Annotated in this window: 14 protein-coding genes; 5 read left to right on the forward strand and 9 right to left on the reverse strand. The window is 60.9% G+C overall.

Features of this window, described 5'->3' with window-relative positions; genetic code table 11:
- Nucleotides 1-35 precede the first annotated feature (35 nt).
- Entirely contained in the window at nt 36-1,811 is a 1,776-nt protein-coding gene (locus tag IHQ43_RS19850; RefSeq protein ID WP_192561816.1) for an ABC transporter transmembrane domain-containing protein, read from the reverse strand.
- Nucleotides 1,812-2,070: 259 nt separating this feature from the next.
- On the opposite strand from IHQ43_RS19850, the gene IHQ43_RS19855 reads away from it, so the two are divergent.
- Nucleotides 2,071-2,250: a PA1571 family protein gene (locus tag IHQ43_RS19855; RefSeq protein WP_085686838.1), complete on the forward strand. Its 180-nt coding sequence runs from the start codon at nt 2,071-2,073 to the stop codon at nt 2,248-2,250.
- 57 nt (nt 2,251-2,307) lie between these two features.
- On the opposite strand, the gene pdxB is transcribed toward IHQ43_RS19855, so the two are convergent.
- Entirely contained in the window at nt 2,308-3,450 is a 1,143-nt protein-coding gene (gene pdxB, locus IHQ43_RS19860) for a 4-phosphoerythronate dehydrogenase PdxB (protein WP_192561817.1), read from the reverse strand.
- 179 nt (nt 3,451-3,629) lie between these two features.
- Between pdxB and IHQ43_RS19865 the strand changes: the two genes are divergently transcribed.
- The gene (locus IHQ43_RS19865) at nt 3,630-5,039 is read left to right on the forward strand and encodes an MATE family efflux transporter (RefSeq protein ID WP_192561818.1); all 1,410 of its coding nucleotides are present in this window, start codon (nt 3,630-3,632) and stop codon (nt 5,037-5,039) included.
- 49 nt (nt 5,040-5,088) lie between these two features.
- On the opposite strand, the gene tusA is transcribed toward IHQ43_RS19865, so the two are convergent.
- Nucleotides 5,089-5,340 carry a sulfurtransferase TusA gene (tusA, locus tag IHQ43_RS19870; RefSeq protein ID WP_007953079.1) on the reverse strand — a complete coding sequence of 84 codons (252 nt, stop codon included), beginning with the start codon at nt 5,338-5,340 and terminating at the stop codon, nt 5,089-5,091.
- Nucleotides 5,341-5,405: 65 nt separating this feature from the next.
- Complete coding sequence (gene rlmM / locus IHQ43_RS19875) at nt 5,406-6,479, reverse strand: 23S rRNA (cytidine(2498)-2'-O)-methyltransferase RlmM (protein ID WP_192561819.1); 1,074 nt, start codon at nt 6,477-6,479, stop codon at nt 5,406-5,408.
- Between the two features lie 221 nt (nt 6,480-6,700).
- Here rlmM and acnA point away from each other — a divergent pair, with 221 nt between their 5' ends.
- A complete protein-coding gene (acnA, locus tag IHQ43_RS19880; RefSeq protein ID WP_192561820.1) occupies nt 6,701-9,442 on the forward strand; it encodes an aconitate hydratase AcnA in 2,742 nt (913 codons plus the stop codon).
- A 290-nt stretch (nt 9,443-9,732) separates the two neighbouring features.
- Here acnA and IHQ43_RS19885 read toward each other — a convergent pair whose 3' ends face one another.
- Both IHQ43_RS19885 and IHQ43_RS19890 read right to left on the reverse strand, forming a co-directional pair.
- Entirely contained in the window at nt 9,733-10,548 is an 816-nt protein-coding gene (locus tag IHQ43_RS19885; RefSeq protein ID WP_192561821.1) for an aminoglycoside phosphotransferase family protein, read from the reverse strand.
- On the reverse strand, nt 10,541-11,029 hold the full coding sequence (locus IHQ43_RS19890) for an SRPBCC family protein (protein ID WP_192561822.1): 489 nt from the start codon (nt 11,027-11,029) through the stop codon (nt 10,541-10,543). The genes IHQ43_RS19885 and IHQ43_RS19890 overlap by 8 nt, the downstream gene beginning before the upstream one ends.
- Nucleotides 11,030-11,225: 196 nt before the next feature.
- Here IHQ43_RS19890 and IHQ43_RS19895 point away from each other — a divergent pair, with 196 nt between their 5' ends.
- Together IHQ43_RS19895 and IHQ43_RS19900 are read left to right on the forward strand one after the other, a co-directional pair.
- Complete coding sequence (locus tag IHQ43_RS19895) at nt 11,226-12,143, forward strand: ADP-ribosylglycohydrolase family protein (protein WP_192561823.1); 918 nt, start codon at nt 11,226-11,228, stop codon at nt 12,141-12,143.
- A 58-nt stretch (nt 12,144-12,201) separates the two neighbouring features.
- A complete protein-coding gene (locus IHQ43_RS19900; RefSeq protein WP_192561824.1) occupies nt 12,202-12,606 on the forward strand; it encodes a lysozyme inhibitor LprI family protein in 405 nt (134 codons plus the stop codon).
- Between the two features lie 137 nt (nt 12,607-12,743).
- On the opposite strand, the gene peaD is transcribed toward IHQ43_RS19900, so the two are convergent.
- From peaD to peaB, 3 genes are read right to left on the reverse strand one after another with little or no spacing between them, the layout of a single operon-like run.
- Nucleotides 12,744-13,865: a quinohemoprotein amine dehydrogenase subunit beta gene (peaD, locus tag IHQ43_RS19905; protein ID WP_192561825.1), complete on the reverse strand. Its 1,122-nt coding sequence runs from the start codon at nt 13,863-13,865 to the stop codon at nt 12,744-12,746.
- Between the two features lie 23 nt (nt 13,866-13,888).
- Nucleotides 13,889-14,212: a quinohemoprotein amine dehydrogenase subunit gamma gene (gene qhpC / locus IHQ43_RS19910; RefSeq protein WP_008016081.1), complete on the reverse strand. Its 324-nt coding sequence runs from the start codon at nt 14,210-14,212 to the stop codon at nt 13,889-13,891.
- 1 nt (nt 14,213) lies between these two features.
- Nucleotides 14,214-15,644, reverse strand: coding sequence for a quinohemoprotein amine dehydrogenase maturation protein (gene peaB, locus IHQ43_RS19915; protein WP_192561826.1), 1,431 nt, complete (start codon nt 15,642-15,644; stop codon nt 14,214-14,216).
- Nucleotides 15,645-15,710: the final 66 nt, after the last annotated feature.

Here is a 15,710-nt window from a genome sequence, read left to right on the forward strand (position 1 = left end):
ATAGTGCCCGATGCCATCGAGCTTGGCAGCCTTATTCAATGTGTTTTCTGACCATCACTGAACTGCAACGCCGCCAACCGCGCATACAGCGGATTGCTCGCGATCAGCTCCTGATGCGTACCGATCGCCACCAGTTTGCCCTGATCCATCACCGCGATCCGGTCGGCGTTTTTCACCGTGGCCAACCGGTGGGCGATGACCAGCGTGGTGCGGTTTTGCATCAGGCTCGGCAGCGCTTGCTGGATCAGGTGCTCGCTTTGGGCGTCGAGGGCGCTGGTGGCTTCGTCGAGCAGCAGAATCGGTGCGTCGACCAGCAGCGCCCGGGCGATGGCCAGGCGCTGGCGTTGTCCACCTGACAGGCCGAGACCGCCGTCACCCAGATGGGTCTGGTAACCATTGGGCATCTGTTCGATGAAGTCATGGGCGTGAGCAATTTTCGCGGCCTCCCGCACCTGCTCCAGCGTAGCGGTCGGGCAGCCATAGCGAATGTTCTCTTCGACACTGCCGAAGAACAGCGCCGGGGTTTGCGAGACCAGTGCGAAGCAGCGACGCAAGTCCAGCGGATCGAGGCTGGTCAGCGGCACGCCATCGATCAGGATCCGCCCTTCCCGGGGATCGTAGAAACGCAGCAACAAGTCATACACCGTGGACTTGCCCGCGCCGGACGGCCCCACGAGTGCAAGGGTTTCGCCGGCATTGATCGTCAGGCTCAAGCCATCGACGGCAAGGCTTTCGGGACGCGAAGGGTAGGAAAAACGCACATCCTGCAATTCCAAGTGGCCTTTGACCCGCTCCGGCAGCGTCACCAGTCCCGTGGCAGGGGGCTGAATGATGTTCTCCGAACGCAGCAGTTCGGCGATGCGCTCGGCCGCGCCGGCCGCCCGCTGCAACTCGCCAATCACTTCGCTCAACGTGCCAAACGCACTGCCGACGATCAGGCTGTAGAACACGAACGCCGCCAGTTCACCGGCAGAAATCCGCCCGGCAATCACGTCCATGCCGCCGACCCACAACATCACCGCGACGGCGCCGAGCACCAGCACAATCACCAGCGTGATCAGCCAGGCACGCTGGAAAATCCGTTTGCGCGCGGTTTCGAACGCCTGCTCGACGGTGCTGGCGAAACGCTGTTCGTCCTGCACCTGATGGTTGTAGGCCTGCACGGTCTTGATCTGGCCGAGGGTTTCCGAGACATAACTGCCAATGTCGGCGATCCGGTCCTGACTCAGCCGGGAGAGATTACGCACCCGGCGGCCGAAAATCAGGATCGGCGCAATCACCAATGGCAGCGCGATCACTACGATGCTGGTGAGTTTGGGGTTGGTGATGAACAGCAGCACCACACCGCCGATGACCATCAGCAAATTACGCAGGAACAGCGACAGCGACGAGCCGATCACCGATTGCAGCAGCGTGGTGTCAGCGGTCAGCCGCGACTGGATTTCCGAGCTGCGGTTGTCCTCATAGAACCCGGGATGCAGGTACACCAGATGGTTGAACACCTGTCGACGGATGTCCGCCACCACGCGCTCACCGATCCAGGACACCAGATAAAACCGCGCAAAGGTGCCGACCGCCAGGCCGAACACCAGCAGCATGAACAGGCCGATGGATTGGTTGAGCAAGTGCGGCGACTGGGTCATGAACCCTTGATCGACCAGCAGCTTGATGCCCTGCCCCATCGACAGGGTGATGCCCGCCGTGAGGATCAGCGCAAGCAGTGCGCCAAAGGCCGGCCAACGATAAGGGGCAAGGAAAGAACTGGTCAGGCGCAAGGCCCGGCGGTGGCGCGAGGAAAGCATCGGGATCATTCAGGTTCACGTCGTGTGCTGATGGATAGGGCCAGCCTTACAGACTCAATGGGGTGGAACTCTGTAAATCACAATGAGTCAGGTTAAATATGACCGGCCAGACTACCCCCTAGACGCTATTGGTCTAAGGTCCGGGTTGAGACAGACGGTCATTTCTGTTTGAGTGGAGATGCCGATCCGGACCGACCGCAGGGAGTTGTCACAGCCTGGTCACCTGACGGTTTTAATCTAGGCACACAACCTGATGAGGAGACAGGCCATGTCCTTGCAAAACAGCAGCGAAGACAAGATTGAAGTGATCCGCACCAAGCCCGGCCAACCTCTGGGTTGCTCGATCATCGACGAAAACGGGCGTGAAATTGAGATCACTGAAGACATGATCCAGGACGCTTGCCGCGAACTGGAACAGCGATTGGTCAAGCCTGCCGAACAAAAGTGATATCGCCACCGTCTTCCTGACCCGGCCTCTGCAGGCCGGGTTTTTTCTGCCCGTTGTTTATACGGCGACAGCGCCCAGCGCCGTCACGATCTGGCGCAGGGCCGGTGAATCGCCCTCGACTCGCACCTTCAAGCCTTCGATCTCGCGTCGCGACGGATACTGTTTGCGCAGTAGATCAAACGCGGCACGTTGCTCACCGACGCTGCCCAGCAGGGTGCGACGGAAATCCGCGTCATCCCGACGCGGGTCGTACACGCCGCGGCACAACATCGCCAGCGCCCAGGCCGGTTCGCTGTCGGCATGCAGCGAAACTTCCGACAGCCACGGTGCCGGCAGCAGATCACCGAGCTGAATGCTGGCCGGCTCACCGATAAATTCGCAGTAAGCCTGATAGATCTGCGCCGTGCCGCGTTGTTTGCCATCGAGGCTGTAACCGGCGATGTGCGGCGTTGCCAGCACGCAGAGTTCGGCCAGCGCCACATCGACCTGCGGCTCAGCTTCCCAGACATCCAGCACCGCTTGCAGGTCTTCACGCTCCAGCAGCACTTCGCGCAACGCGGTGTTATCCACCACCGGACCGCGAGCCGCGTTGATCAACCAGGCGCCGGGCTTGAGCTGCTGCAAACGCTGCTCGTCGAATAGATGCCAGGTCGCGCCGTCGCCGCTGCGGGTCAACGGGGTGTGCAGGCTGATCACATCGCACTGCGCGATGATCTGCTCCAGGCTGACATAGTCACCGCCCTCGGCCGCCTGACGTGGCGGGTCACAGACTTTCACGTTCCAGCCCAGGCCTTTGAGCACCTTGATCAGGCGACCGCCGACTTCACCGGCACCGATCACGCCGTAAGTGCGTTCACTCAAATCGACGCCTTCGATTTCGGCCAGGGTCATCAGGCTGCCGAGCACGTAATCGACCACGCCCCGGGCATTGCAGCCGGGCGCGCTGGACCAGGTGATGCCGGCCTCGTTGAAGTAATCGAGATCCAGGTGATCGGTGCCGATGGTGCAGGTGCCGACAAAGCGCACCTTGCTGCCTTCCAGCAATGCGCGGTTGACGTTGGTCACCGAACGCACCAGCAGCACGTCGGCCTGTTCGACCGTGGCCCCGTCGATGGAACGGCCTGGCACTCGGCGGATCTCGCCGAAACCGGCAAAAAAGGCATCGAGCAGCGGGATATTTTCGTCGGCAACAATCAGCATGGCGGGGCTCCTTGGGCGGATCGGCAGTGTAGGCGCTGGCACTGCGATGAGCCAGCAGGCTTTAATTTCTTGATGAGGCGCCGCGATTACAAATCCGCAACAGAGGATTTTTCCTGACCATAACGTCAGCGGCGTAGAATGCCCGGCCTTGCGCATCAACCCCTGTGGACGCTTTGCCTGTGAATTCCGTGACTGACCGCCCTGCTGCCGTTTCCCTCAACCGCCCTGCCCGGGTTCGCCTGGAGCTGAAGAATCTGCTCGGCCTGGCCCTGCCGATCATGATCGCGCAGCTGGCAACCACCGCCATGGGCTTCGTCGATGCGGTGATGGCCGGGCGCGTGGGGCCCAAGGATCTGGCGGCCGTGGCGCTGGGCAACTCGATCTGGGTGCCGGTGTTCCTGCTGATGACCGGCACCCTGCTGGCCACCACGCCGAAAGTCGCCCAGCGCTTCGGCGCCGGCACCCACAGCGAAATCGGCCCGATCGTGCGTCAGGCCTTGTGGCTCGCACTGGTGGTGGGCCTGATGGCGACCACCATGCTGTTCAGCGCCGAACCGATCCTGCACCTGATGAAAGTCGATCCGGAGCTGATCGGTCCGTGCATGCAGTACCTGCACGGCATCGCCAGCGGTCTGCCGGCCGTGGCTTTCTACCATGTGCTGCGCTGCACCAGTGACGGCCTCGGCCGCACCCGCCCGGCGATGGTGCTGGGATTGTGCGGTCTGGCGCTGAACATCCCGCTCAACTACGTGTTCATTTATGGCCACTTCGGCGTGCCGGCCATGGGCGGCGTTGGCTGCGGCTGGGCCACGGCCATCGTGATGTGGGTGATGGCGCTGGGCCTGGCTGGTTACGAGCGCTGGGCCCCGGCCTACAAGTCGAGCGAACTGTTCAGCCGTTTCGACTGGCCGCAATGGGCGGTGATCAAGCGTTTGCTGGCCATCGGTCTGCCAATCGGCGTCGCGGTGTTTGCCGAGTCGAGCATCTTCGCGGTGATCGCGCTGCTGATCGGCAGCCTCGGCGCCACCGTGGTGGCCGGGCACCAGATCGCGTTGAACGTCAGCTCGCTGGTGTTCATGATTCCGTACTCGCTGGGCATGGCCGTGACCGTGCGGGTCGGTCAGGCCCTTGGCCGTGAAGAACCTCGTGAAGCGCGTTTCGCCGCGGGCGTCGGCATGGGCACCGCGCTGGCTTACGCCTGCCTGTCAGCGAGCATGATGTTGCTGATGCGTGAAAACATTGCGGCGATCTATACCTCCGATCCGATGGTGATTCACATCGCGGCGATGCTGATCGTGTACTCGGCGCTGTTCCAGTTTTCCGACGCGATCCAGGTCACCGCCGCCGGCGCCCTGCGTGGTTATCAGGACACTCGCGTGACGATGATCCTGACCCTGTTCGCCTATTGGGGCATCGGCCTACCGGTGGGTTACGCCCTCGGCCTGACTGACTGGCTCGGCGAACCTCGCGGCCCGAGCGGCTTGTGGGAAGGCCTGATTGTCGGCCTCAGCTGCGCAGCGCTGATGCTGTCGATCCGCCTGACGCGCAGTGCGCGCAAACGCATTCGCATCAGCCGCTCGATGGGCTGATCGCCCATAAAAAAGACCTGCACATGCAGGTCTTTTTTTTGCCTTCCGATCAACCGGACTTCTTGCGGATCCAGTACAGATAGGTCCCGGCCTCTTCGTGCTGCCCCACCAGTTCATGGTCGAGAAACACGCAGAATTTGGGGATGTCGCGACGGGTCGACGGGTCGGTGGCGATCACCTTGAGCAGGCCGCCAGGCACCAGGTCACGGATGTGCTGGTGCAGCATCATCACCGGCTCCGGACAGTTGAGGCCCGTGGCGTCGAGGGTGCCGTCGACCGGCGTATCGATCATTTCACTCATGATTCACTCCTGAAACTGGCCGGCATTGTCGCCCAATGCCGGGTGTTCGGTCACCTGTCGCGCGCTCAGCGGGCTTTGGCTTTCTTCACGTCATGGCGGCGCAAATGGCAGGTCACTTCCTCGCGGTCGTGGTACAGCTGCTTGCAGCCGATGTCGACCTTGATGCCGCGGGCCTTGAAACCGTCGGCGATACGCTCGAGCAAGCGCTTCACTTCGGCGTAACGCTGCTTCATCGGCAGCTTCAGGTTGACCACCGCCTCCCGGCAATGGCCCTCGCCGATCCACTCTTCGAGCATCGCGGCGTTGCGCGCCGGTTTCTCGACGATGTCGCAGACCATCCAGTCCACCGGCTGCTTGGGTTTGAAGGTGAAACCGTCGGCCATCAAGTGCTGCACCAGGCCGGTGTCCATCAGGCTTTCGGCCATCGGGCCGTTGTCGATGGCGGTCACCAGCATGCCGCGATTGACCAGTTGCCAGGTCCAGCCGCCCGGCGCCGCGCCGAGGTCGACGCCGGTCATGTCGCTGTGCAGGCGATCTTCCCACTGATCGCGAGGGATGAAGTGGTGCCAGGCCTCTTCCAGTTTCAGGGTCGAACGGCTCGGCGCCTCGCGCGGGAACTTCAGGCGCGGAATGCCCATCGGCCACATCGCCGAGTTACCGGCGTCGGCCAGACCGAGAAACACTTCACGGCCGCTCTTGAAGGTCAGCAGCAGACGCGGCTTGCTGGCGTCCTCCACCAGTTTGCCGGCGCCGGTCAGGGCCTTGCGCAGCGGGCCTTCGAACTTCTTGCAGAAATTCGACAGTTCCTTGCCGTCGTTGGTGTCGACGACCTCCAGCCACAGGCTGCCGCACACCGGGAACTCAGCCATGTGCGCGAGGATCACGCTGATGCGGTCGTTTTCCGGCAGATCGATGAAAAGTCCACGTGCCCACTGGCGCGGGAAGATCAGCTCGGCGAAACGCTGGCCACGCATCAGGCGCTCGGCGCCGTCTTCTTCGGTGCAGACGAACTCGGCGCAAGCGGTGGCCGGTTTGGCCTTGGCGTAGCCGGCCACATTCAGTCGGGCGGCGAGGTCGGAAATCTCCGAGCAGACTTCGCCTTCGAAGCCTGGCCGGCAATGCATGAATAGGGTGTTCATTCTTACTCCTGGGCAGAGGGCGATCATTCATCCCCTGCGCGATGCCCAGACCTGCGTTGAAGCAAAGCCTGTCACGAAAACCGGCGCATGATAGCCCATGTCGGAACCTTGGACTTGCCCATAGAGTCCAGTTATTAGCCAGCTACTGAAAACAGGGCTACGTTGATAGCTCTGCCCGTCCCCTCAGTCCGTAGCCGTGCGGACTCAAAGGAGTGATCGTAATGCCGTCCCTTGATAGCCTGAACACCCTTAAAACACTGAAGATAGACGACAAGACTTACCACTATTTCAGCCTGCCGGATGCCGCCAAAAGCCTGGGCAATATCGACAAACTGCCCATGTCGCTGAAAGTCCTGCTGGAAAACCTGCTGCGCTGGGAAGACGAAAAAACCGTCACCGGCGCCGACCTCAAGGCGATTGCCGCGTGGCTCAAGGAGCGCCGCTCCGACCGGGAAATCCAGTACCGCCCTGCCCGCGTATTGATGCAAGACTTTACCGGCGTACCTGCTGTGGTTGATCTGGCCGCGATGCGCGCCGCCATGGCCAAGGCCGGCGGTGATCCGCAAAGAATCAACCCGCTGTCGCCGGTGGATCTGGTGATCGACCACTCGGTGATGGTCGACAAATTCGGCAGCGCCAGCGCCTTCGAACAGAACGTCGATATCGAAATGCAGCGCAACGGCGAGCGCTACGCCTTCCTGCGCTGGGGCCAAAGCGCCTTCGACAACTTCAGCGTGGTGCCGCCGGGCACCGGGATCTGCCACCAGGTCAACCTCGAATACCTCGGGCGTACGGTGTGGACCAAGGACGAAGACGGCCGCACGTACGCCTTCCCCGACACGCTGGTCGGCACCGACTCCCACACCACGATGATCAACGGCCTCGGCGTACTCGGCTGGGGCGTCGGCGGGATCGAGGCGGAAGCCGCGATGCTCGGGCAACCGGTGTCAATGCTGATTCCGGAAGTGATCGGCTTCAAACTCACTGGCAAGCTCAAGGAAGGCATCACCGCCACCGACCTGGTGCTGACCGTGACCCAGATGCTGCGCAAGAAAGGCGTGGTCGGTAAATTCGTCGAGTTCTATGGCGATGGTCTCGCCGACCTGCCACTGGCTGATCGCGCGACCATCGCCAACATGGCCCCGGAATATGGCGCGACCTGCGGCTTCTTCCCGGTGGATGACGTGACCCTCGAATACCTGCGCCTTTCCGGCCGTCCGCCGGAAGTGGTAAAACTGGTCGAGGCCTACACCAAGGCTCAAGGGCTGTGGCGCCTGCCCGGGCAGGAACCGGTGTTCACCGACAGTCTGGCGCTGGACATGGGCAGCGTCGAAGCCAGCCTCGCCGGGCCGAAACGCCCGCAGGACCGCGTCTCGCTGCCGAATGTCGGTCAGGCGTTCAGTGACTTCCTCGACTTGCAGTTCAAACCCGTCAGCAAGGACGAAGGACGTCTGGAAAGCGAAGGCGGCGGTGGCGTGGCGGTGGGCAATGCCGATCTGGTCGGCGAAACCGATTACGAGTACGACGGCCACACCTATCGCCTGAAAAACGGCGCCGTGGTGATTGCCGCGATCACCTCCTGCACCAACACCTCCAACCCTAGCGTGATGATGGCCGCTGGCCTGCTGGCGAAAAAAGCCGTGGAAAAAGGCCTGACCCGCAAGCCGTGGGTGAAAAGCTCACTGGCACCGGGTTCGAAAGTCGTCACCGATTACTACAAAGCCGCCGGGTTGACGCAGTATCTCGACCAGCTCGGCTTTTCGCTGGTCGGATACGGCTGCACCACTTGCATCGGCAACTCCGGGCCGCTGCCGGAACCGATCGAAAAAGCCATCCAGAAAGCCGACCTGACTGTGGCGTCGGTGCTGTCCGGCAACCGCAACTTCGAAGGCCGGGTGCATCCATTGGTGAAAACCAACTGGCTGGCCTCGCCTCCGCTGGTGGTCGCCTACGCCCTGGCTGGCAGTGTGCGCACCGACATCAGCAGCGAACCGCTGGGTAACGACCAGCAAGGCAATGCGGTTTACCTGCGTGATATCTGGCCGAGCAGCAAGGAAATCGCCGACGCGGTAAATCAGGTCAACACGGCGATGTTCCACAAGGAATACGCCGAGGTGTTTGCCGGTGACGAACAGTGGCAAGCCATCGAAGTGCCGCAAGCCGCAACTTACGTCTGGCAGGCGGATTCGACCTACATCCAGCATCCGCCGTTCTTCGATGACATTGCCGGGCCATTGCCGGTGATCGCCGATGTGAAAGGTGCGCGAGTGCTGGCGCTATTGGGCGATTCGGTGACCACTGACCACATCTCCCCCGCCGGCAACATCAAGGCGGACAGTCCGGCCGGGCGTTACTTGCGCGAGCAAGGTGTCGAGCCACGGGACTTCAACTCCTACGGCTCGCGCCGGGGCAATCATGAAGTGATGATGCGTGGCACGTTTGCCAACATCCGTATCCGCAACGAAATGCTCGGTGGCGAAGAAGGAGGCAACACGATCTACATTCCGAGCGGCGAAAAACTGGCGATCTATGACGCGGCCATGCGCTATCAGGCCTCGGGAACACCGCTGGTGGTGATTGCCGGGCAAGAATACGGCACCGGCTCCAGCCGCGACTGGGCCGCCAAGGGCACCAACCTGCTCGGGGTGAAAGCGGTGATTGCCGAAAGCTTCGAGCGGATCCACCGCTCCAATCTGGTGGGCATGGGTGTATTGCCGTTGCAGTTCAAGCTGGATCAGAACCGCAAGAGCCTGAACCTCACTGGCAAGGAAACCCTGGATATTCAAGGCCTGAGCGGCGTCGAGCTGACGCCTCGGATGAACCTGACGTTGGTCATCACCCGTGAAGACGGGCGTCAGGAAAAAATCGAAGTGCTGTGCCGCATCGACACCCTGAACGAGGTCGAGTACTTCAAGTCCGGCGGGATCCTGCATTACGTGTTGCGGCAGTTGATCGCTTCGTAAAACCTGCAGATGCAAAAACACCGCCAGATCGGCGGTGTTTCTGTTTGGGCACGGCACTTTTCTGCGGGCGAAAAAAAACCCGCCGAAGCGGGTTTTTCCCAAGACCATTATCGACTCCCTGTCGGCAGCGATCCTTGCTAATGGTCGATCATCCGTGATCCTGAAACACTCCCTGTGCTTCAGTTGATGAGGCTAGATTACGCTGTGGATCCAATCGGCAATAGTCGAAATAGCTACCATCGCGTGTAAGACATTCGCCATAGCGAGCCTTCCGAAAACCCTTAGGCGTGTCAGGCATCGAGCGCAGAAGCCGCCAGTCGGGCGACTTTCAGCTGTCCTTTTGCCGCAGTTTGCTCGTCATCCTCCAGAAACCATGCGGCAGACAGTCCGGCGAACGCCAGCACCCATTGCAGCAGGCGTTTTCGCTCGATTCCCGCTGCTTCGCAGATCACGTCGACTTGTCGCCGAAAGCGTTCGGGATCGGTCGCCGTCGGCAATTCCGGGTTGCAGATCAGGTTGGCGTAGTCGTAACCGCGCTCGCCCCGCACCCGCTTGGGGTCGATCGCGAGCCAGCCCCGTGGGCCGAAATCGAGGACGTTGTCGTGGTGCATGTCGCCGTGCAGCACCACCACGTCCTGCGGTTCGGCGAGCAAGGTCTGGGCGGTTTGCAGACAATTGGCGTAAGGGCCGCCGTATCGGGTCGCCGCCACTCGTAATGAGGTGAACCACGGCGCCAGTTCCACCAACGGCGGTGGTGGCGTCGGTCGCGGTGCGTGCAGCCGGGCCAAGGCTCGGCACATGATCCGCGTGGCCTCGTCGTCTTCGTCGTTGAGCGCCATGTGCATCAACGAACGCTGGCCCATCGCCCGCTCCAGCAACAGGCCCTCCTTGTGATGAGCGAGCACCAGGGCGGCACCGTCGCCGTCCCACCAGGTCATCAGCAGGTTGCCGTACTTTTCTTCGTCGTCCACCGCGACTTTCAGCATTGCCGGCACATCGCCCTGACGCACCGGCAACAGGCGGCTGCCCGGGGTGATGATCGGCTCGCCGTCCGGCGTCAGCGCCCAGCGTTCCAGCCACGGCGTGAACAGTTCGAGATCAGCCACCGTCACGCTCGCGGGCCCGGTCGCTCTCCGTGAGGAAGTGCTCAAGTCGACTCAGCTGTTCCTCCCAGCCCCGACTGTCCATGTAATAGGCCTCTTTCTGGCGCACATCTGGAATATGCGCAAAACCCGACTCGGAGACCTTCAGCAGCGTGCCGCTCTCGTAGTCCTGCAATTCGAATTTGACCAGCGTGGTCGGTTCCTGGGAGTAGTCGATTTTCGGGTTCACCGCGTACGGGTGCCAGCGGAAGGAGAACAGCTGCTGGGGCTCGACCCGCTCCACCAGCACATTCCAGAGCACATGTTCATAACCGGGGTACGTCACCTGCCCTTGCGTCCATTCGCCCGCGATAAACCGCCGGCCCTCCAGCGCAACGCCGAACCACTGGCCGAACGCCTCGGCATCGACCAGAGCGCGCCAGACATGGGAGCGCGGTGACCTGAGCATGATCTTACGTTCAAAGCTGTTGGGTACTGGTTTCATACGTCACCTCCTGTTTTGAACAGTAGGCTTGTATGACCACATGTCCAATGCGAAGTTGTATCAATCCAGTGCAACGGTCTGCTCTGATTGAAATATCCGGCAGTATTTTGCGGCGCCGGTTCGTCAGAATGCGCACGGATCAGCGCGGCGAAACTGATAACGTTCGCAGCGAATTGAACGACACAAGGACGTCATCATGCAGCCCTCCCTCCCCGAACGTTACCGTGGCGCCCTGCTCGGCCTGGCATGCGGCGATGCGGTGGGAACCACCGTCGAATTCCAGCCCCGCGGCAGCTTCCAGCCCCTGACCGACATGGTCGGTGGCGGCCCGTTCCACCTGAAACCCGGTCAATGGACCGACGACACCTCGATGGCATTGTGCCTGGCGGAAAGTCTGCTGAACAAAAACGCGTTCGATGCCGCAGACCAGATGGGCCGCTATCTGAACTGGTGGAAATGGGGTTATCTGAGTTCCACCGGCGAATGTTTCGATATCGGCATGACCGTGAGTCAGGCGCTGGATCGCTATCAACACACCGGAGAGCCGTTTGCCGGCTCAACCGATCCCTGCAGCGCAGGTAATGGCTCGTTGATGCGACTGGTGCCCGTGGTTCTGTTTTACTTCCCCGATGCCCGGAAAACCAGGCGATTCGCCGCCGACAGTTCACGCACCACGCACGCGGCGCCCGAGGCCGTCGAATGCTGCCAACTGTTTGCCGAACTGGTCGGCAAGGCCCTGGAAGGCGCATCGAAAGCGCAACTGCGCACCCTGCCGCAAACACCCTTCAGCCAACCCAAGGTGGCGGCGATTGCCCGGGGCGAGTACCTGAACAAGACCGAGCGCGACATTCGCGGCAGTGGCTACTGCGTCGAATCCCTGGAAGCAGCGTTATGGTGCTTCCAGCACACCGACAGCTTTGCCGCGTCGGTCCTGCAGGCGGCGAATCTGGGCGATGACGCGGACACCACGGCTGCCATCGTCGGCCAGTTGGCCGGCGCCTATTACGGCGTGCAGGGAATCCCGTTCCGGTGGCTGGAAAAACTGCATGACGGAGAGGAAATCGCGGCGACTGCCGAACGCTTGCTCAACGCATCGAGACAGCACAAACCCTGATGGCGCCACGAAGTCGCTAAACTGCCCTGCACGTTCATTCATCAAAGCGAGATGACTCATGTCCCCACGCCTGCTTCTGGCCCTGACACCCTTTCTTTTCACTTCTGTTGCTCACGCTGCCGTGGACTGCGCCAATGCCAGCGATCAGGCGACGATGAATCAGTGCGCCGGGCAGGAAAACAAGGCGGCGGACAAGGAGTTGAACACGGTTTATCAGCAGATTACCGCCCGGTTGAAGAACAACCCTGATGGCAAGAAACTGCTGGTGAGCGCGCAACGGGCGTGGATCGGGTTTCGCGATGCCGAGTGCAAGTTTTCGGCATCCGGCGTGGCAGGCGGGAGTGTTTATCCATTGATCTACAACAATTGCATCGCCTCGGTGACAAAGACGCGAACCGAGGCGCTCAAGCAGTATTTGAAGTGTGAGGAAGGTGACATGAGCTGCCCGGTGCCCGGGGCCTGATTTTTCCGAGCCTTTGAAGGCCTCATCGCTGGCAAGCCAGCTCCCACAGGTTTTGTGTCGATCACAAAAAACTGCAACTGCACAAATCCCTGTGGGAGCTGGCTTGCCAGCGATGGCGTCAGATCAGCCAGTAAAAATTACCGAACAAAAATCTGCGCCGTGGTAATCGCCATATCCCCACCCGGCAACTTGATGCTGCCGGTCTGCTTCATGGTCTCTGCATCAAAGATCGCCACGTCGTTGAACGTCCCGGCCAGATAAATCTTTCTGCCGTCCTTGTTGAACGAAATGCAGTAGTAGGAATGATCCAGTGTCGCCGCCTGAATCAGCTTTTTCTGCTTGATGTCGTACTTGGCCAGACGATTGAGCACGCCGAACATCAGGTTCGGATCCTTCGGCGAGCGCATGCCGCTGAAGTAGATCTCGGTCAACGGCCCGAAGTCGGTGGTTTCTGTCTTGCCGGTTTTCAGATCGACGCTGAACAAGCCGTACAGGTATTCAGCCGTGGCCGGATCCTGCTTCTTGTCCTTGAACTTTGCCGCCGTGTACAGCAGCGAGAAATCGTGGCGGTAAGTCTGCTGGTTCCACACGTAAAGCACATCCGGCGCGCTGTAGTTCGGGCGTTTCCAGTGGCGACTGGGGATCAGCACGTCGAACTTGCCGTTCTTCACATCGACCTTGTACACATCAGCGCCGGCCACATAGAGCGTGCCGTCATCGCCGCTCTGCATGATCGTCAACTGCCGTGGCGCCGGAAAGCTGCGCACCGGTTTGGCGTCCATTCCGGCATCGGTGGCGTAAACATCCAGACGCGGTTGTTTGACCTCATAGCGGTCATTGAGCATCTGGGTCGGGTTGGCGATGGTGTACAGCTCCTTGCCGTCATGGCTGACGGTGAAAGCGAACATCGACCGCGCCTTTTCCCCCGGTTGCTGGGTGATGCTGGCGTGGAACACCTGCTTGCAGCTGTCGAGTTCGACACCGTAGACATCGGCGTAATGGTTGTTCAGCACGTACGCAGTCTTGCGATCCGGCGACAGCTGAACGGTGCCGGGGCCAAAGGCGTCAGGCATCTTGCAGGTCTTGTACAGGCTGTCGGTCGCCAGGTCGATGACGTGCAGGTTGTTCGGGTAGTTGGTGGTCAACATGTACTCGTGACCGTCTTGCAGCGCGGTGTTTTCATCGGCCAGAACCGGGAGCGAACAGGCGCTCAGAACCGCGAATGCGGCGATGCCGCAGGCTTTGTTGAGGCTAGGCATGCTGGAATCCTTCTTTTTATGGATCACTTGTCTTTCGGGAAGACAGTGCCGAGGTTGCGCCAGTTGTCGTTGGACGCCTGGGCATCCTTGTTCCAGTCCGGGTAGGTACTCATCATGTCCGGCACCTGGGCCGGCCACCAGCACGGATCGGAGCAGCCGTAGAGGTCAGCCTCCATCGGCTGGCACAACGACGACACCCCGCCGAACGCATCGATTTCCCAACCCGGGTCGGTGGTCGAGGCACAGCCGGCGACGGAACTCATCGCCACCACTTCTTCGATGCGGTTTTCGTCCGCGGCCTGATCCAGCTTCAACGCTTTGTTATTGATTGCCTTGAGATGTTTCATATCAGTGAGCCTTGCGCGGAGTGATGTAGCTGCTGATGAACGCAGGGTTGTTGGCCATGATCCGGATGTAGACCTCGATGCCGAAATCGACCCAGTCACGCATCAGTTCGCAGTAGTGATAAGTCGGGTGGGCCGGGTCGCCGTAGCGGGCGTAGCTCTCGTGGTAGCAGCCGCCAGAGCACAAGTTGCGGATCTGACAGTCATGGCAACCGGTATTGGTGCGATCCAGGCGCTGGGACAGGAAGTCGTTCAGTTCGACCTGTTTCACGCCGCTATGAACGTTGCCGAAGGTTGGCAGCGACGAACCGGTGAAGCGATGGCACAGGTTCAGTTCGCCCTTGTGATCAACAGCCAGCATCTTCAGCCCGGCGCCGCAAGGCAGGGCCTTTTTGTGGCCTTCGTGGATGTCGGTGATCAACTGATGCAGGTTGGAAAAACCGATGTTGCGGTGTTCCAGCGCGGCTTCCAGATAACGCCGGCCAAGGCGTTTCATGCTGGCGAACACTTCGATCAATTCGTCGGTTGTCAGGTTGAAGCTGCTGATATCACCGGAGGTCACCGGAGCAAATCCGACTTCGGCAAAACCCAGTTCGTTGAACAGGTGATCCCAAATGGTTTCGACGTCGGTGACGCCGGTGGTCAGGGTCACCCGCGCGCCGACCGGACGGCTGTTGTAGCGCGACAGCAACATTTCGGCCTTGCGCCGCACCACGTCATAGGTGCCCTGCCCGCCCACGGTGATGCGGTTGCGGTCGTGCACGGTTTTCGGCCCGTCGATGCTCACTGACAAGCCGAAGCGGTGAGCATTCAGGTAGTCGACCGTTTCTTCGGTGAGCAGCGTGGCGTTGGTGGTCATCACGAACTCGACGAACTTGCCGGCCTCGGCAAACCGCTTTTCGCAGTAATCGACCATGTACTCGATCAGCTTGCGATTGCTCAGCGGCTCGCCGCCGAAAAACACCACGGTAAAACGCTCTTCGTCGGGGGACTCACGCAGCAACATTTCCACCGAAGCGATGGCGGTTTCGACGTCCATCTTCTTGCCGGCGGACGGCTTGTCGAGGTCTTCCTTGTAGCAGTAGGTGCAGCTCAGGTTGCAGCCAGTGTTGACGTTGAGCACCACGGTGTTGATCGCCGTGCGCTCGACGCGTTTGACCGCGATGTCCGGGGTCAGAGGCGAGCCGTCGCTGACCAGTTCCAGCGAGATCAGCTCGCGCAGGGTCTCGTTGATTTCCTCGCCGTTGAACCGCGCGCCGAGGCGCTGGATCAGGTCTTCCGAGGAGCAGCCAGGGCCGCGCAACGCATCGATGATGGTGCCGGTCAGCTCATCGCTGGCGAACAGCGAACTGCTGGGGATGTGGAACAGCATGCGGTCGGCGTCGACGTGCACTTCGTGCAGATTACGTTCGACCAGATTCAAGATAGCGCCCATTGCAAACCTCCTGTGCAAGCCCCGCTTGGGGGACTTGCGGTCATTCCGAAAAGTCTCTGAATCGCT

This window comes from Pseudomonas gozinkensis (assembly GCF_014863585.1).
GTDB classification, from domain to species: domain Bacteria; phylum Pseudomonadota; class Gammaproteobacteria; order Pseudomonadales; family Pseudomonadaceae; genus Aquipseudomonas; species Aquipseudomonas gozinkensis.